Below are 17,985 nucleotides of genomic sequence, written 5' to 3'. Positions count from 1 at the left end.
CCATGCGACTGACCACCAAAGGCCGATATGCGGTAACCGCCATGCTGGACCTGGCCTTGCACTGTGAGAAGGGGCCGGTCAGCCTTGCGGATATTTCTGCACGGCAAGGGATCTCGCTCTCTTATCTGGAGCAATTGTTTGCCAAATTGCGTCGTGTCAGTCTGGTGAGAAGTGTCAGAGGGCCGGGCGGCGGTTACTGCCTCGGTGCCGACACGGCGATCATTTCTGTTGCCCAGGTGGTAGACGCGGTCAGTGAATCGCTTGATGCCACCCGTTGCGAAGGGCAAGGCAATTGCCAGGATGGCCAGGTGTGTTTAACGCATCATCTCTGGCAGGATTTAAGTGCGCAAATTCATCAATTTCTCAGCAATATCACCCTGGCTGATTTGGTCGCCCGGCGTGATATTCAGGCCGTGCGCTGCCGGCAGGATTTGAAACAGTCAGAAGTTGTGTCACGCATCATTGATGACAATATTGTCTGTAGCGATATTCTTTAGCGAGAGCCAGGTGCAATCACTCGAAACCGCAAACATTATTCGCAAGCCCGTCTATCTTGACTACGCGGCCACCACCCCGGTCGCACCGGAAGTGGCAGAACGCATGGCGGCCTGTTTGACCCTCGACGGTACTTTTGCCAACCCGGCATCGCGTTCCCATCTTTATGGTTGGCAAGCAGAAGAAGTGGTAGAAGAAGCTCGCGCGCAAGTTGCTGCGTTAATCGGAGCCGATGCGCGCGAAGTCGTCTGGACCAGTGGCGCCACCGAAGCGAACAATCTGGCGCTCAAAGGGGCGGCCGAAGCCTGGCGTGAGAGCCATCCTGATGGCGGCCACATTATTGTGTCGGCGATAGAGCACAAAGCGGTACTTGATCCGGTTGCCTGGTTGGAACAGCGGGGGTTTCGTGTCACCCGATTGCAGCCGGACCACTACGGGCAAATCAGCCCGCAGCAAGTTGCGGCGGAAATTGTCAGCGACACCTTTTTGATCAGCATCATGCAGGTCAATAACGAGTTGGGCACTATTAACGATGTGCAGGCCATTGGCGCTATTGCCCACCAGTATCAGTGTTTATTTCACGTCGATGCGGCACAAAGCGCTGGCAAGTTGGCAATTGACGTGAGTCCCGGCCATATTGATTTATTGTCTTTATCGGCGCACAAATTTTACGGCCCCAAAGGTATCGGCGCTTTATACGTTCGACGCCACGGTGACGTAAAAGTAAAAGCGATCATCCACGGTGGTGGTCACGAGCGAGGTTTCCGCTCCGGCACGTTGCCCACGCATCAGTGCGTGGGAATGGGGCGAGCGGCTGAGTTGGCAGCGCAGCATCTGGCTGATGAACCGGTGCGTATTGCCGCGTTGCGCGACCACCTCTGGCGAGGTATATCCGACTTGCCCGATGTGCAGTTAAATGGCCATCCGCAAGATCGCGCCTGCGGACATTTGAATGTTGCCTTTGGCGGTTGCAACGGGGAAACCCTGCTGTTATCGCTGCGAGAGCTGGCTGTATCCAGCGGCTCCGCTTGTAATTCTGCCAGCCTGTCGCCGAGTTATGTATTAAAGGCGATTGGGTTGACCGACGCGCTGGCGCAGGCGTCACTCAGGTTCAGTGTGGGGCGTTACACCACGCAGGGTGAAATTGATTTTGCCATTGAACATATTCGGCAAGTGGTGAAAAAAATTCATCATTTATAAAGGAGACTTCCGATCTCCACACAAGCTGCCGACACACCGCCGTCAATGGGTGGTGAATGTCAGGACAGTGTTTTTTAACCGTGACCAGTCAACTGCGAATTGCCGCTGGTAATTCCAACACCCGGTAACAGTCCGGGCAAGGTGAAGTAATGAGCGAACAAGTTGAAAGCCTGATCAGGAAAGAGTACGCCGCTGGTTTCCATACCACGATCGACTCTGAAACCTTACCGCCCGGATTAAACGAAGATGTGATTCGTTTTATCTCTGCCAAAAAGAAAGAGCCGGAATGGTTGCTGGATTGGCGTCTCAAAGCTTACGCCGCCTGGCTGGAGATGGACGAGCCGACATGGGCGCACGTTAAATACGACGAAATTGATTTCCAGAAAGTTTCTTATTACTCCGCGCCAAAAAGCATGGCGGATCGCCCTCAAAGCCTGGATGAAGTTGACCCGGAGCTGTTGCGCACTTACGAAAAACTCGGCATCCCCTTGCACGAGCAGGCTGCGCTGGCTGGTGTGGCAATGGACATCGTATTTGACTCGGTATCGGTAGTCACTACGTTCCGCGAAAAGCTGGCTGAAGCCGGCGTTATTTTTTGCTCTATCAGCGAAGCGGTAGAAAAACACCCCGAGCTGATTAAAAAATACCTCGGCACCGTAGTGCCGCAAAAAGACAATTACTACGCTGCGCTGAATTCTGCGGTCTTCTCTGACGGCTCCTTTGTGTACATCCCCAAAGGTGTTCGCTGTCCGATGGAGCTTTCTACCTATTTCCGTATCAATGAGCAAAATACCGGGCAATTTGAGCGCACCCTGATCATTGCTGATGAAGGCTCTCACGTCAGTTATCTGGAAGGTTGCACCGCGCCCATGCGCGATGAAAACCAGTTGCACGCCGCCGTGGTGGAATTGATCGCGCTGGACAACGCCGAGATTAAATATTCCACCGTACAAAACTGGTACCCGGGCGATGAGCAGGGTAAAGGTGGTATCTACAACTTTGTAACCAAGCGCGGTGTTTGCCACACCAATGCCAAAATTTCCTGGACCCAGGTAGAAACCGGTTCGGCCGTTACCTGGAAATATCCCAGCTGTATTTTGCGTGGCGACAACAGTGTCGGCGAGTTTTACTCGGTAGCGCTCACCAATAATTATCAGCAGGCCGATACCGGCACCAAGATGATTCACATTGGAAAAAATACCCGCTCTACTATTATCTCCAAAGGTATTTCCGCCGGCCACAGCTCCAATGCCTATCGCGGCCTGGTGCGCATTAATGCCGGTGCCGATGGTGCGCGTAACTACACCCAGTGTGATTCGCTGCTGATCGGTGATCAATGCGGCGCGCATACTTTTCCCTACATTGAAAGCAAGAATCCGTCAGCAACGCTGGAGCACGAAGCGACCACATCCAAGGTGAGCGAAGACCAGATGTTCCTCTGTATGCAGCGCGGTCTGGACGCCGAAAAAGCGGTCTCAATGATCGTTAACGGTTTCTGTCGTGAAGTGTTCAAGGAACTGCCGATGGAATTCGCCGTAGAGGCTGGAAAATTACTGGAAGTTAGCCTGGAAGGTTCCGTTGGCTAATCGGCTGGGCAGTTAACTGCCGCCGCTCATCCTATTCACCGTTTGATGTTATCGATTGGATTTTAATTATGTTACGCATCACTGATCTGCATGCCAAAGTTGAAGAAAAAGATATTCTCAAGGGCCTCAGCCTGACGGTAAAACCGGGCGAAGTTCATGCAATTATGGGCCCTAATGGCTCAGGCAAAAGTACGCTGGGCAACGTGCTTTCCGGTCGTGATGGCTACGAAGTTACCGGTGGATCGGTTGAGTTTAACGGTAAGGATTTGTTCGAGCTTGAAACCGAAGAGCGCGCCCGCGAAGGTCTTTTTCTGGCATTCCAGTATCCGGTAGAAATTCCCGGCGTCAGCAATATGGAATTTTTAAAAGCTGCCGTTGATGCGCGCCGCAAACATCTCGGCTTGCCGGATCTGTCGGCTGTTGAATTTATGAAGCTGGCTCGTGAAACCAGCAAGCGCGTCAGCCTCGATCAGGCATTTCTCAAGCGCGGTGTTAACGAAGGTTTCTCCGGTGGCGAGAAAAAACGCAACGAAATTCTGCAAATGATGCTGCTCGAGCCGCGTCTGTGCATTCTTGATGAAACCGACTCCGGGCTGGATATTGATGCGCTGCAAGTAGTTGCCGAAGGCGTCAATGCCATGCGCGATAAAGACCGCAGCTTCATCGTCATTACTCACTATCAGCGTCTGCTGGATTTCATCGTGCCGGATTACGTTCACGTACTGGCGCACGGCCGTATTATCAAGTCTGGCACGCGTGAGCTGGCGCTGGAGCTGGAAGCCAAAGGTTACGGCTGGCTGGAAAGTGAGGCGGTGTAATCATGAGTGAATTTCAGGAGTTGGCGATCGCTTTCGCCGCCGAACAACAAAGCCCGGCATGGCTGGCTGATTTTCGTCGCGATGCCGCGCAACAATGGCTGAATCGCGCCTGGCCTACGCGCAAAACCGAAGCCTGGCAGTACACCTCGTTATTGCCGCTGCAAAAAGCTGGCGTATCCGGCTGGTCAGTGGCCAAACAACCAGCGGATATCGACTTCGTTGAAGTGGATGCAACGCGTCTGGTTTTTGTCGATGGTATTTTTTCTACTGAACTTTCGGATGAATTGCCTGCGGAAATTGTGCGTTTTAAAGATGCCAATTCAGCGCAGCAAGATCTGATCAATCGCTATCTTGGCAAAATTGTTGATACCGAGCGTCACGTTTTCTCCTCGCTGGCCAATGCCTGGGTAGATGACGGCGTGCTGGTGGCGGTGCCCAAATCGGTGCAGCTGCAAAAGCCGGTGTATGTGGTGCATGTTTCTACCAGCGGCGTAACGCCAACGGTTGCCAACCAGCGCTTGCTGGTGGTGACGGAAACCGGTTCGGCGTTAACGGTTATCGAACACTTCATCACCACCGATGAACAGCAAAATGGTTTTGTAAACAGCCTGAGCGAAATTCACGTGGCCGACAACGCCCGGGTTGAGCATTACCGCATCAACCTCGAGCAGGAAGGCTTGATTCACATTGGTGGCGTGCACATTGATTTGCACCGCAGTGCGCATTTTCGCGGTTTCACTATCGCCCAGGGCAGCCGCCTGAAGCGTATTGATTATCAGGTCAATCACCGTGGCGAGGGTGCTTCTCTGGATTTGCAGGGTATTTATTTGCCGCGCAATAATCAGGTAGTGGATTACCACACCAATGTGCAGCACATGGTGCCGCATTGCACCAGTAGCGAAGTGTTTCGCGGCATTATCGCCGACAGTTCGCGCGCGGTATTTAACGGGCGCATTTATATTCATCCGCATGCGCAAAAAACGCTGGCAGAATTGAGCAATAAAAACCTGCTCACCTCGGCCAAAGCGGAAATTGATACCAAGCCGGAACTGGAGATTTATGCCGACGACGTGCGTTGTGCGCACGGTGCAACGGTCAGTCAGCTGAATGCCACTGCGCTTTATTATTTGCAAAGCCGCGGCGTGTCCCGTCAGGAAGCCGAGGTTATGCTGAGCTTTGGTTTTATCAACGAGTTGCTGGAGCAAATTCAGTCTTCTTCGGTGCAGGATTATTTGTTGCCACGTATTGCCCGTTTGTTCGGGCGCGACAACGAATTGCTGCAGCAGATTCATCATGACTGAATCAATAGCCCATCCCATTACCGGTAGCCCCGAGGCCGGCATTTTTGATGTGGAAAACGTGCGTGCGGATTTTCCGGCCTTGCACCAAAACGTTAATGGTCAACCGCTGGTTTACCTCGATAATGCGGCCACCACTCAAAAACCTGAAGCGGTAATCGAGGCAATCAGCCGTTATTACCGCGAAGACAACAGCAATGTGCACCGCGGTGCGCATGCGCTGGCAGATCGCGCCACCGCGAAATTTGAAGCGGCCCGCACCGCGGTTGCCGCTTTTATCAATGCACCGTCGCAGGCGCAGATCATCTGGACGCGAGGCACTACCGAAAGCATTAATCTGGTAGCGGCCTGCTGGGGGCGCTCAACGTTACAACCCGGTGATCGTATTCTGGTGTCGGCGATGGAGCACCATTCCAATATCGTGCCCTGGCAACTGATCGCAGCCGCCACCGGTGCCCGTGTTGAAGCGATACCGGTGTTGGCTGATGGCACACTGGATATCGATGCATTGCCAGCGCTGCTGGATAGCCGGGTAAAAATGGTGTCAGTGGGGCATGTATCCAATGCACTGGGCTCGATAAACCCGGTAGAAAAAATCATCGCCCTGGCCCACGGGGTGGGTGCCAAAGTGCTGATTGACGGCGCCCAGGCGGTCAGCCACTGGAATGTCGACGTGCAGGCGCTGGATTGTGATTTCTACGCATTTTCGGCGCATAAGGTATTCGGCCCCACCGGCCTTGGTGTGCTCTATGGCAAGCGCGAATTGCTGGATGCCATGCCGCCTTATCAGGGCGGCGGCGAGATGATCGAGACGGTGAGCTTTCAGGGCACCACGTTTAACCAGTTGCCCTACAAGTTTGAAGCCGGTACGCCGGATATTGCCGGCGTTATCGGTTTTGGCGCAGCCATCGCTTACCTCAACCAGCTGGATCGCAAAGCGGCTTATGCCCACGAAGAAGCCTTGCTGACTTACGCGCTGCAAAAAGCAGAGCAGGTTGAAGATCTTCTTATCATTGGCGCATCGGCGCATAAAGCCAGTGTGCTGAGTTTTCTCATTAAAGGCGTGCACCCGCAAGATCTCGGTTTATTGCTCGACAAACAAGGGGTTGCGGTAAGAACCGGTAACCACTGCGCGCAGCCGATTATGGATCAGCTGGGTATTCCGGGCACCGTTCGTGCGAGCTTCTGTTTTTATAATACCTTTGATGACATTGATCGCCTGTTTGCGGCGATTGATAAAGCGAAGCAATTTTTGTTGTAACCCTGCACACAAAGTGGATGTTTCCAGTTTTGTGTGTCTAAAGGAAATGGTCGCGGCAATTGTCGCGCCTTCCGAAAAATCAGGCTGTTTTGGGTCAGGAGAAACAAATGACAGTAGATGCATTTGATCCGGCGCGTGAAATCGTTACCTTGACGCCTGCCGCCATGGCGCATTTCAAACGCGAAATCGAAAAAAAAGGCGATGTCAGTGCGGTTCGCCTCAGCATTCGTGAAAGCGGCTGCACCGGTTATAAATATGTGGTTGATCTGGTTGCGGAAGCGACCGGGAACGATTTGCACGTCCCTCTCGATAACGGCGTTGAGCTGCTGATAGATGCGGGCAGTTTATCGGTAGTGAAGGGCGTTAATATTGATTATGTGCTGGAAGGTGTTAATCGCGAGCTGCGATTTAACAATCCCAATGTCAAAGATATGTGCGGGTGTGGCGAAAGCTTCAGTGTGAATTGATATGTCCACAGAAAGACGGGTTGTTGTAGCCAATGAAGATTGTCCGGCGCGGCGCGTGCCGGATGGAACACCACTGGTGATCCCCAAAGATACTTTTGTCACCGTCACCCAGGCACTGGGCGGTAATTATACGGTGACTTATCACGGCCAGATGGTGCGGGTAGATGGCACCGATGCCGGGTTGCTGGGCTTGCCTTCTGATGAGTTGTCATTTCCTCCGGCAGAAACGGATGAGATTTCTACTGACCAGGTGTGGCATGCACTGGGAACCGTTTACGACCCGGAAATTCCGGTTGATCTGGTCAATCTGGGGCTGATTTACAGCGTGAATATTGATCAGGAAAGCGGTACCGTTTTTATTCAGATGACGCTGACTGCGCCCGCTTGCGGTATGGGGCCGGTGTTGGTTGGCGATGTAGAATACCGCGTGCGCAAGGTGCCCAATGTCAAGCTGGTCAAGGTTGAGCTGGTATTCGACCCGCCGTGGAGCCGCGATATGATGAGCGAAGAAGCTCAGCTGCAAACCGGCATGTTTTTCTAACGGCCGGGTATTTATTGAATTCTGCCGGTTTTAAGACGGCAAAAGGTTGGAAAATTCGCTTACATGTCTCAATTTGGTACTGATATTACCGCGGCAGATATTGTCGATACGCTGGCTTTTTTCGATTCCTGGGAAGAGCGTTACAAATACATCATCGAGCTGGGTAAAGAGCTGGATGCCCTCGAAGATGAGCACCGCACTGAACAAAACCTGATTCGAGGCTGCCAGAGCCAGGTCTGGCTGATTCATAGTTTGGAGCAGGGCAAGCTGCATTTTCGCGCTGACAGCGACGCCTTTATTGTAAAAGGTCTGCTGGGGGTTGTTCTGGCTGCCTATAACGGCAAAACACCGGCCGACGTGCTGGCGTTTGATATTGAAAGCTATTTCGAGCAGTTGAATCTGGTACAGCACCTCAGTGCCACCCGTGGCAATGGTTTGAAATCCATGGTCAAACGTATTCAGGATATCGCTGCCGCCACTGTCTGATTTGCACACTTTCAAAAAACCCGCAGGCCGATTCGCTACCGGCCGGCGGGTTTTTGCTTTCCGGGGAACGAGCCGCAAAATGGTGATTCGGCAATTCCTGCCAGGCAATGCCCGTTTTGGGTGCTTTATCCGTGTAATAAATCCGCTAAACCACGTATAATTCCGCAGTTTTATTATTGATGCGGTCATTTGCGTGAAAAATGGCCAATATTGCAGATTTGGATGTCGGAGAAAGTCATGGCTTTAGAACAAACCTTATCTATCATCAAGCCGGATGCTGTGGGTGAAAACCACATTGGCGAGATTGTTGCCCACTTTGAGCAAGCGGGCTTAAGTATTGTTGCAATGAAGATGATTCGTTTGAGCCGTGAGCAAGCCGAAGGCTTTTATGCCGAACATATCGGCCGTCCTTTTTTTGAAGGTCTGATGAATTTTATGACCTCCGGCCCGGTGGTGGTGCAGGTTTTGTCCGGTGAAAACGCTATTCAGCGTAACCGTGAATTGATGGGCGCTACCGACCCTGCCAAAGCAGAACCCGGTACCCTGAGAGCCAGATTTGGCTCAATCGTCAGTGCCAATGCGGTGCATGGCTCTGATTCGCCGGTGTCTGCCGCGCGTGAAATTGCATACTTTTTTGATCAGGACGCGGTGTTGCTGCGCAACTGATTGATGGCTGACCAGCCACAGCCAGCGGGCACCCGGGGTGCTCGCTTAATGTTGGCGTTTAATTTTATTTATACAGGTAATTTTCATGACAGATAACATTCAATCCTCAATGTCGGCTGATTCCAGCGCTGGCACGCCTGCCGTGGCGGCAGCAGAGGTGGCGAAGGTCAATCTGCTTGGAATGCCTGAGGCCAAGCTGGTCGCATTTTTTGAAACTCTGGGCGAAAAGCGTTTTCGCGCGGTTCAGGTGATGAAATGGATTCACCAGCTGGGCGCCGACAGTTTTGACCAGATGACCAACGTCTCCAAAGACCTGCGTGCCAAGCTGGAAAAAATTGCCGAAATTCGCCCGCCAGAAGTGGTAAAGCAGCTCGACTCTACCGACGGCACCCGCAAATTTCTGATCCGCGTTAGCGGTGGCAATGTGGTTGAAACCGTTTATATCCCCGATGGTGATCGCGGTACTCTGTGCGTGTCTTCCCAGGTGGGTTGTTCGCTCGACTGCAGTTTTTGTGCAACGGGCAAGCAGGGTTTTAACCGCGATTTGACGGCGGCTGAAATTATTGGTCAGGTCTGGATTGCCGCCAAATCTTTTGGGCAGTTGCAGCACGGCGCCGAGCGTTCCGTCACCAACGTGGTGATGATGGGCATGGGTGAGCCACTGCTGAACTTCGATAACGTCGTCGATTCCATGAATTTGATGATGCACGATAACTGCTACGGCATTTCCAAAAGACGCGTTACGCTGAGTACCTCCGGCGTGGTGCCGGCATTGGATCGTTTAAGTCAATACACCGATGCCTGTCTGGCCATTTCGCTGCATGCCCCCAATGATGCATTGCGCAATGAGCTGGTGCCTATCAATCGCAAATACCCGATCGCGATGCTGCTGGATTCGGCCAAACGCTATATTGAAGCCTTGCCCGACACTCACCGCAAAATCACCATCGAATACACCTTGATTGATCAGGTGAATGATCGTCCGCACCATGCGCACGAACTGGCGGAACTTCTCAAAGACGTTCCAGTCAAGATCAACCTCATACCGTTTAATCCCTTTAACCTGTCGAATTACAAACGCGTCAGCAATAATGCGCTGCGCCGTTTTCAGGATATTTTGATGCAGGCGGGTTACATCACCACGGTAAGAACCACGCGTGGTGACGATATTGATGCAGCTTGCGGTCAGTTGGCGGGCAGTGTGAATGACATAACCCGTCGCAGTGAGCGCCATCGTGCACGCTTCGATGAATCGCAACCGGTAAAAATACTGGCACAATCATAATCCTGTGAAACGCCGGGCCGCGCGTATTTAAGGAGTGACTGGATGAATAATAAAGTAGCGAAAGCAAGGCATTATTTTTTGGCTTGTCTGGTCGCATTACTAACCGCAGGGTGCGTCACCGAGACTAACAAACCCAACCGGCAATCTGTTGACAAGGTCAAAGCGCTGGAGCTGCATATTCAGCTGGCCGAAGGTTATATTCGCAACAGTAATCGCGAATCGGCTCGTCACCATTTGCGCAAGGCATTTGAAATTGATCGCAACTCGGCGCCGGCTACCGCCGCCATGGCAAAATTGTACGAGCTTGAAGGTGAATCAAAACTCGCCGAAGAAAGCTATCGTAATGCGCTGCGTCGCGACCGCAATTTGACCACGGCGCGCAACGATTACGGTTTATTTCTGTATCGCAAAAAGCGTTATGAAGAGGCGCTGGAGGAATTTGAAATTGCCGCTGCCGATCTGGATTACGACAACCGCGCCCGCACCCTGGTAAACGTTGGCCGTACTGCGCGCAAGCTGGGCAAAGACGAACGCGCCGAAACGGTTTTCAAACACGCGCTGGTGCTTAACCGCCAATTGCCATCGGCCATGATTGAGCTGGCAGAAATCAGCTTCCTCAAGCAGGATTATGCCAATGCCAAGTCCTACCTTGATCTTTACACCACGACCACGCGCCCATCCGCCCGCAGCTTGCTGCTGGGCATTCGTATTGAGCGCACCTTTGGTAATAAAGACAAGGAAGCCAGTTACGCACTGGCGCTGAGAAACCTATTCCCGTACTCCCGTGAATATCTGGAGTACAAAGAAACTATGAATCACTGAGAATCCAATGTCTGTTAACGATCAGGTCTCTGATACTGAAACCTCTTTGTCACCTGGACAAATGCTGGCCCAGGCACGTGAGCGTGCCAATCTGACCCACGAGCACGTTGCTGGCGCTTTGCACATGACGGTGAGCAAGGTAAAAGCCATCGAAAGCGATGAGTACACCAAGCTGAATGTGGAAACCTACATTCGCGGATATTTGCGTGCCTATTCAGCGCTGGTAAAAATTGATTGCGCGCCGGTGCTCGCTGCTTACGAGCGGCAAGTTGCTTCAGGGGGCAGAGCAATTCCGAAAGCGGAATATGTTGTCCGTCCCGCTGGCGAGCGAAAAGGTTTCGGTTTTATTTTGCTGATTCTGGGCTTGCTGGCGCTGTTGTTGCTGATTTCGGTTTGGTTTTTGGGTAACCGCATTCAGTCCGAGCCTGTGTTGCCGCCGGTGGCTGTGGCTTCTTCCTCGTCATCATCGGTTGCGCTGTCACCGGTTGAAACGGTTGATGAAGCCGGAGCAGTAGAAAGTGCTTCGCAGGATGTTTCAGACGCATCCAGCAGTTCCGCCGCTTCCAGTGCGCTGCCAATCGCCGCCGAGCATTTACCGGTAAATTTGTCGGCGGCTGCAGAAGTGCAAACTGCCTCGCAAAGCCAGCTGGATCATTTGTATTTTGTGTTCAGCGACGAGTGCTGGCTGGAAGTGAGCGATGCGCAGGGCGATGTGCTGGCAACCAACTTGCAGCAACCGGGCAGCCGCGTCGCGTTAATGGGACAAGCACCTTTCAAGGTCAAACTGGGTAAAGTTCGTAGTGCGACGATTACGTTGAATGAACGCCCCTTTGAAGTCAATCCGCCGGAAGGTGTGACTGAGGTTTACAGCTTCACAGTGGGTTATTGATCCGGGATCATGTTGTTAATTTAAGGTGTAAATATGCATTGCGCGTCTCCCATCAAGCGTCGTAAGTCGCGTCAGATAATGGTAGGCAATGTGCCTGTCGGTGGCGATGCCCCGATTGCGGTGCAAAGTATGACCAATACAGAAACAACCGACGTATTGGCAACGGTTGAACAAATCACCCGCATTCAAAATGCCGGTGCAGATATTGTTCGCGTTTCGGTGCCGACCATGGAAGCTGCCGAAGCTTTCGGCGAAATCAGAAAACGCGTCACCATCCCGTTGGTGGCAGATATTCATTTCGATTATCGCATTGCCCTGCGGGTAGCGGATCTCGGTGTGGATTGTCTGCGTATTAATCCGGGTAATATTGGTCGTGAAAAGCGAATTCGCGCGGTGATCGACAAAGCCAGTGATCTGAATATCCCCATTCGTATCGGGGTGAATGCCGGTTCGCTGGAAAAAGATTTGCAAAAAAAATACGGTGAGCCGACGCCGGACGCGCTGGTGGAATCCGCCTTGCGTCATGTTGAAATTCTTGATCAATTAAATTTCAAAAATTTCAAAGTCAGCGTAAAAGCATCGGATGTTTTTATGGCGGTAGAGGCCTATCGCAAACTGGCTGCTTTAATCGAGCAGCCGTTGCATTTGGGTATTACCGAAGCCGGTGGTTTGCGTTCTGGTACCGTGAAATCTGCGGTGGGGCTCGGCGCTTTATTGATGGACGGCATCGGCGATACCATCCGCATTTCGCTGGCGGCAGATCCGGTAGAAGAAATTCGCGTAGGTTGGGATTTGCTGCGCAGCCTGAAATTGCGCAGCAAGGGCGTAAATTTTATCGCCTGCCCGAGTTGCTCGCGTCAGAATTTTGATGTGATTAAAACCATGAACGAGCTGGAAGTACGGGTAGAAGACATCACCGTGCCACTCGACGTGGCGGTGATCGGTTGTGTGGTCAACGGCCCGGGTGAAGCGAAAGAAGCTGACCTGGGGCTTGCCGGCGGTACGCCCAATCTGATTTACATTGATGGTCAACCCAATCATAAATTGGGTAATGACTCTCTGGTGGATAACCTTGAGCGTCTTATTCGCGAAAAAGCGGCACAAAAAGAAGCCCGTCTCGCGGAAGAAGAAAAAAATATTATTGTGCGTGGTTAATCTTGCATGACCGCTGTCGCGGCATAAAAAGCAATATTAACCGCGCTTGTTTTTGGGGAAAAACTTTTGAAAAAAATCCAGGCCGTTCGCGGCATGAACGATTTATTGCCGGGCGATTCGGCACTGTGGCAATACGTTGAGTCGGTAGCGACTGATATTTTGCACCGCTATGGCTATCAGGAAATTCGTTTCCCTATTGTTGAATCGACCGAACTTTTCAAACGCTCTATCGGTGAAGTGACCGATATCGTTGAAAAGGAAATGTACACCTTTGAAGATCGCAACGGCGACAGCCTGACTTTGCGCCCCGAAGGTACCGCCTGTTGTGTGCGTGCGTGCGAAGAACATGGTTTGTTGTACAACCAGACCCAGCGTCTGTGGTATCTCGGCCCGATGTTTCGCCATGAGCGTCCGCAAAAAGGTCGCTACCGTCAATTCCATCAAATCGGTGTTGAAACCTTCGGTATGGAAGGTCCGGACATTGATGCAGAAATTTTGCTGATCAGTTCCCGTATTCTGCGCGAGCTGGGTATTAGCGAATCAGTAACCCTGCAAATCAATTCCCTGGGCGATGCGCCGTCACGCGCCGCTTTTAAAGAGGCGCTGGTGGCTTATTTGCAGCAGCATCACGACCGCCTGGACGAAGACAGCAAGCGCCGTCTGGAAACCAATCCGTTGCGTATTCTCGACAGCAAAAATGCTGACACTCAGGCGTTGCTGGATGGTGCTCCGGTGCTGCTGGATTACCTTGACGCTGCCTCCAAAGCCCATTTTGAAGAACTGCAACAACTGCTCAGCGCCGCCGGTATTGCCTTTCAGGTGAATTCGCGTCTGGTGCGTGGCCTCGATTATTACGGCAAAACCGCCTTTGAATGGGTAACCGACAAGCTGGGTGCCCAGGCAACCGTTTGTGCCGGTGGTCGTTATGACGGTCTGGTCGAGCAGCTGGGTGGTAAATCCTGTCCGGCGGTAGGTTTTGGTATCGGCCTTGAACGTATCGTATTGTTGCTGCAAGAGCTGCAACAAGTGCCTGAGGGGCTTGACCAGCAGGCGGACATATACCTGATTGCAGCGGGTGAAGCCAGTGTGCGTCAGGCAGCGGTACAGTACGCAGAAAAACTGCGTGACGAGCTTCCCTTTTTGCGGGTATTAACGCATTGTGGCGGCGGCAGCATCAAGAGCCAGATGAAGAAAGCGGACAAAAGCGGTGCTGATGTAGCGTTGATTCTGGCAGAAGATGAAGTTGCATCCGGTACCGTGGTTGTGAAATATTTGCGCCTTGACGAACCGCAGCAAACGCTGACGCAGGCAGAAGCCATCGAGTTTTTACAATCAATGGATTGACCCTGCATTCTGCCACTCGTCATGAGTGGGCGGAAGAATACAGGCATCTGTGATGCCGCACGGTTAACCCGGTTGATGCTGAACGCCGGGTTGATTATTAATAACGAATTGCCAACGCTGGCGAAATTTTGATCTCTACAGGAGCGGATTGTGAGCGTACATTTAACCGAAGAAGAACAATTAGAAACATTAAAGCGCTGGTGGCGGGATTACGGAAAACTGATTGTTATTGCCATTGTTGTTGCCGTTGCTACCTATTTTGGTATTACCGAGTGGAAGAAAAACCAACAACAGAAAGCTGAACAGGCATCTGTGGTGTACGAACAACTCTTGCAGGCGGTCAGCGTACAGCCGGGCCAAACCCTGGATGCGGAAAAGCGCTCCAGCGTAAACCAGTTGGCTAACCAGCTTAAATCCGGTGGTTCAGGCCTTTATGCGCACAACGCAGCACTCTTTTTGGCCCGTCTGGCGGTAGAAGAAGGCAATCTTGAGCAGGCTGCTACGGAACTAAAATGGGTTTTGGATAACAAACCCGCTGCAGCGACTGAACAAGTTGCACGTTTGCGTCTGGCTCGGGTGTTGATCGCCAACAGCCAGTTGGATGAGGCAGAAAAACTGCTGGGTAACCCGGCTGAAGCTTTCAAATCCGAATACGCAGAAGTGCAAGGTGATATTTTCAGTGCGCGTGGTGATGTCAATGCCGCTCGTGCTTCCTATGAGCAGGCTCTGGCTGATAACGATGTGCAACAGCAGGAACGTAGCATGCTGTTGCAGTTGAAACTTGATGATCTCAAGCTGGCGCCAGCGGCGTCAGCTTCCGCGGAGAATGCTCAATGAGATACCTGAACTGGATCGTGCTGATCGGCGCGATTTTTTTGTCCGGTTGTTCTATTTTTGGAAAAAAGACCGGCAATGAACCTATGGAGCTGGTCAAGTTTGACGAGACAGTAAAGGTAAAAAAAGTATGGAGCCGTGGTGTGGGTGCAGGGCAGGGTGATGGTTTCACTCGTCTTACGCCATCCATCAATGGCGATGTTATCTACACCGTTGACCACAAAGGTCTGGTGAATGCGCTGGACCGTACCAACGGTAAAAAGCTCTGGGATAAGAAATTGCGCGCTTCCATCAGCGCCGGTATTAGCAGCGATGAAGGCATGTTGCTGGTCGCTACCGCCAATGGTGAAGTCATTGCGTTGTCCCAGGAAGGCGGAAGCGAGCTGTGGCGCAAGCAATTGAATGGCGAGATTCTGGCTGCCCCGGCCACCAACGGTGAAGTGGTGGGTGTTCAAACCATGAACGGCCGTATTTATGCATTGAATGCAAAAGATGGCGAAGAATTGTGGTTTTATGAAAACCCGCCGCCGGTATTGACCCTGCGCGGTACGCCAGCGCCGATCGTTACCAGCAATGCGATTTATGCCGGTTTTTCCAATGGTCGTCTGATGGCATTTAACCCGGACAACGGTTCCATTTTGTGGGAGCAGCGTCTGGCGTTGCCGCAAGGTCGTTCGGAGTTGGATCGTATGGTTGATATTCGTGCCAATCCGATTCTTCGCGACGGTACGCTCTATGTGGCTTCCTATCAGGGTAAAGTCAGCGCGGTAGCGCGTGGCACCGGTAGCAGCATCTGGGCGCAGGATGCCTCCACCAGTGAAAACCTGGCGCTTGCCGGCAACAACCTGTTCCTGTCTACCGCTGGTGGTAAACTGGCATCTTACGATGCAACCACCGGTGAACTGCGCTGGGAAAACGAACAACTGCTGCGTCGTGTACTGAATTCGCCGCAAACAATTGATGGTTATGTTGCCGTCAGTGACTACAAAGGGTTTGTGCACTTTGTTGATCAGAGCACCGGTGAATTTGTGGCTCGTCGCAAAGTAGACAAAAAAGGCGTTTACGCCCAAATGCAAACTGATGGTGACGTTCTGTACGTGCTTGGCAACCGTGGCAAGCTGACAGCCTTCTCCGTTTCTGCTGATTAACAGGCTTTATGGGGGCCGTTCCTGCGGGAGCGGCTCTGCTGCTTTTTCTGCGCTTTGCCCCTCGATTTAATTATTTCCTGTATAGAATTCGTCCCGTCAGCTATTATGCGCACCTGAAACGAAATTCTGCTGTTTGACTCCCTGTGTGATACCGCGACTATGATTCCTGTAATTGCTCTGGTTGGCCGACCCAATGTTGGCAAATCTACCCTTTTTAATCGTTTGACCCGCTCCCGCGACGCGCTTGTGGCCAACTACCCAGGCCTGACCCGCGACCGTAAATACGGTGAGGGTACGATGGATAATCGCCGTTTTATTGTGATTGATACCGGTGGTATCAGTGGCGAGGAAGAAGGCATTGACAGCATGATGGCCGGGCAATCGCTACAGGCGATCGAAGAGGCCGATATTGTCTTGTTCATCGTGGACAGCCGTGCCGGCCTGGACCATGCCGATTACACCATCGCCAAACACTTGCGCGTTAACAACAAGAAAACCTTTCTGGTTGCTAACAAAATTGATGGTATGGACCCGGACATAGCGCTGGCACCTTTCTATGAGTTGGGTTTGGGCGAGATTTTTGCCACCACCGCAACCCATGGTCGTGGCGTTAAATCCATGATGGAAGATATTTTGGGTGAAATACCTGAAAACCTCGAAGACGAACAGGCAGAAGTTGCCAGCGGTATTAAAATCGCCGTCGTCGGGCGCCCGAATGTGGGTAAATCCACGCTGGTTAACCGCTTGCTGGGTGAAGACCGCGTTGTGGTATACGACGAGCCGGGCACCACCCGTGACAGCGTTTATATCAATTACGAGCGCCACGACAAACCTTACACGCTGATTGACACCGCCGGTGTAAGACGCCGTAAAAATATGGATTTGATGGTAGAGAAATTCTCCATCGTAAAAACCATGCAGGCGATCAATGACGCCAACGTGGTTATCCTGGTAATGGACGCCAGCGAAGGCGTGGTTGAGCAGGATCTGCACTTGATGGGCACGGCTATTGAAGCCGGTCGCGCACTGGTGATTGCGCTCAACAAATGGGACGGTCTGGACGATTCCCACAAACAATATGTGAAAAGCGAATTGGAGCGCCGTCTGCGTTTCGTAGACTTCGCCGATATCCACTTTATTTCTGCCATGCACGGTACCGGCGTAGGGCATTTGTATAAATCTATCGAGAACGCCTACCGTTCCGCGACGGATAAATTCTCTACCAATTACCTGACCCGTGTGTTGCAAGACGCGGTGCGCGAGCACCAGCCGCCGATTGTTTCCGGCCGTCGTATCAAATTGCGTTACGCGCACCCGGGTGGTCACAACCCGCCGATTATTGTTATTCACGGTAACCAAACCAGTGAAGTGCCGGGGCACTACGTCAAGTATCTGGAAAAAACCTATCGCCGCGTGCTCGATTTGCACGGTACGCCGATTCGTATTGAATTCAGAACCAGCGATAACCCTTACTCGGGCAAGAAAAGTAAATTGACTTCCCGTGAGTTGTCGAGAAAAAAACGCCTCGAAGCACACTCTGCAAAATACAAAAAATAATAATCGGTTCCGAATGTTCAAGGTTGCTACCTTTCAGGCAGCAGGTTGATCACTCAGGAATATAGCTACAACAACAGGATTTCGCTGCGAAGCGAAGTCCTGTTTTGTTTTTAAACCGTTTATTTTTTTGAGT

At 52.0% G+C, this 17,985-nt stretch carries 18 protein-coding genes; all 18 read left to right on the top strand.

Annotated features, from left to right (window positions below):
• The first annotated feature begins 2 nt into the window (after positions 1–2).
• The 18 genes from iscR to der all read left to right on the top strand — a co-directional run bounded on the left by iscR (position 3) and on the right by der (position 17,852).
• Positions 3–497 (top strand): Fe-S cluster assembly transcriptional regulator IscR, encoded by a 495-nt coding sequence (gene iscR / locus C4F51_RS11835; protein ID WP_193910050.1) that lies wholly within the window; start codon positions 3–5, stop codon positions 495–497.
• On the top strand, positions 466–1,695 hold the full coding sequence (locus C4F51_RS11830; protein ID WP_193910049.1) for a cysteine desulfurase family protein: 1,230 nt from the start codon (positions 466–468) through the stop codon (positions 1,693–1,695). Before iscR ends, C4F51_RS11830 begins: the two co-directional genes overlap by 32 nt.
• 149 nt (positions 1,696–1,844) lie before the next feature.
• Positions 1,845–3,281 carry a Fe-S cluster assembly protein SufB gene (gene sufB / locus C4F51_RS11825; protein WP_193910047.1) on the top strand — a complete coding sequence of 479 codons (1,437 nt, stop codon included), beginning with the start codon at positions 1,845–1,847 and terminating at the stop codon, positions 3,279–3,281.
• Positions 3,282–3,349: 68 nt separating this feature from the next.
• A complete protein-coding gene (sufC, locus tag C4F51_RS11820) occupies positions 3,350–4,099 on the top strand; it encodes a Fe-S cluster assembly ATPase SufC (RefSeq protein WP_193910045.1) in 750 nt (249 codons plus the stop codon).
• A gap of 2 nt (positions 4,100–4,101) precedes the next feature.
• Positions 4,102–5,400 carry a Fe-S cluster assembly protein SufD gene (gene sufD / locus C4F51_RS11815; protein WP_193910043.1) on the top strand — a complete coding sequence of 433 codons (1,299 nt, stop codon included), beginning with the start codon at positions 4,102–4,104 and terminating at the stop codon, positions 5,398–5,400.
• Positions 5,393–6,658 (top strand): aminotransferase class V-fold PLP-dependent enzyme, encoded by a 1,266-nt coding sequence (locus C4F51_RS11810; RefSeq protein ID WP_193910041.1) that lies wholly within the window; start codon positions 5,393–5,395, stop codon positions 6,656–6,658. The genes sufD and C4F51_RS11810 overlap by 8 nt, the downstream gene beginning before the upstream one ends.
• Positions 6,659–6,765: 107 nt before the next feature.
• Positions 6,766–7,125: a HesB/IscA family protein gene (locus C4F51_RS11805; protein WP_193910040.1), complete on the top strand. Its 360-nt coding sequence runs from the start codon at positions 6,766–6,768 to the stop codon at positions 7,123–7,125.
• 1 nt (position 7,126) lies between these two features.
• Positions 7,127–7,666 carry a putative Fe-S cluster assembly protein SufT gene (gene sufT / locus C4F51_RS11800; RefSeq protein WP_193910038.1) on the top strand — a complete coding sequence of 180 codons (540 nt, stop codon included), beginning with the start codon at positions 7,127–7,129 and terminating at the stop codon, positions 7,664–7,666.
• Positions 7,667–7,729: 63 nt separating this feature from the next.
• Entirely contained in the window at positions 7,730–8,152 is a 423-nt protein-coding gene (csdE, locus tag C4F51_RS11795) for a cysteine desulfurase sulfur acceptor subunit CsdE (RefSeq protein ID WP_193910037.1), read from the top strand.
• A gap of 237 nt (positions 8,153–8,389) precedes the next feature.
• Positions 8,390–8,818: a nucleoside-diphosphate kinase gene (ndk, locus tag C4F51_RS11790; RefSeq protein WP_193910035.1), complete on the top strand. Its 429-nt coding sequence runs from the start codon at positions 8,390–8,392 to the stop codon at positions 8,816–8,818.
• Positions 8,819–8,927: 109 nt separating this feature from the next.
• Entirely contained in the window at positions 8,928–10,103 is a 1,176-nt protein-coding gene (rlmN, locus tag C4F51_RS11785; protein ID WP_235992464.1) for a 23S rRNA (adenine(2503)-C(2))-methyltransferase RlmN, read from the top strand.
• A gap of 42 nt (positions 10,104–10,145) precedes the next feature.
• Positions 10,146–10,925, top strand: a complete 780-nt coding sequence (gene pilW, locus C4F51_RS11780) for a type IV pilus biogenesis/stability protein PilW (RefSeq protein ID WP_193910032.1) — start codon at positions 10,146–10,148, stop codon at positions 10,923–10,925.
• Between the two features lie 7 nt (positions 10,926–10,932).
• Entirely contained in the window at positions 10,933–11,814 is an 882-nt protein-coding gene (locus C4F51_RS11775) for a RodZ domain-containing protein (protein WP_193910030.1), read from the top strand.
• Positions 11,815–11,847: 33 nt separating this feature from the next.
• Positions 11,848–12,969: a flavodoxin-dependent (E)-4-hydroxy-3-methylbut-2-enyl-diphosphate synthase gene (gene ispG / locus C4F51_RS11770; protein ID WP_193910028.1), complete on the top strand. Its 1,122-nt coding sequence runs from the start codon at positions 11,848–11,850 to the stop codon at positions 12,967–12,969.
• Positions 12,970–13,035: 66 nt separating this feature from the next.
• The gene (gene hisS / locus C4F51_RS11765; RefSeq protein WP_193910026.1) at positions 13,036–14,313 is read left to right on the top strand and encodes a histidine--tRNA ligase; all 1,278 of its coding nucleotides are present in this window, start codon (positions 13,036–13,038) and stop codon (positions 14,311–14,313) included.
• Between the two features lie 150 nt (positions 14,314–14,463).
• Entirely contained in the window at positions 14,464–15,150 is a 687-nt protein-coding gene (locus C4F51_RS11760; protein ID WP_193910024.1) for a YfgM family protein, read from the top strand.
• A complete protein-coding gene (gene bamB, locus C4F51_RS11755) occupies positions 15,147–16,295 on the top strand; it encodes an outer membrane protein assembly factor BamB (protein ID WP_193910022.1) in 1,149 nt (382 codons plus the stop codon). The genes C4F51_RS11760 and bamB overlap by 4 nt, the downstream gene beginning before the upstream one ends.
• Positions 16,296–16,454: 159 nt before the next feature.
• Positions 16,455–17,852, top strand: coding sequence for a ribosome biogenesis GTPase Der (gene der / locus C4F51_RS11750; protein ID WP_193910021.1), 1,398 nt, complete (start codon positions 16,455–16,457; stop codon positions 17,850–17,852).
• Positions 17,853–17,985: the final 133 nt, after the last annotated feature.

Origin of the sequence: Cellvibrio polysaccharolyticus, from assembly GCF_015182315.1 — a bacterium.
GTDB classification, from domain to species: Bacteria; Pseudomonadota; Gammaproteobacteria; order Pseudomonadales; family Cellvibrionaceae; genus Cellvibrio; species Cellvibrio polysaccharolyticus.
The sequence above is the reverse complement of the archived record's forward strand: the minus strand, read 5'-3'. Positions and strand labels throughout refer to the sequence as shown.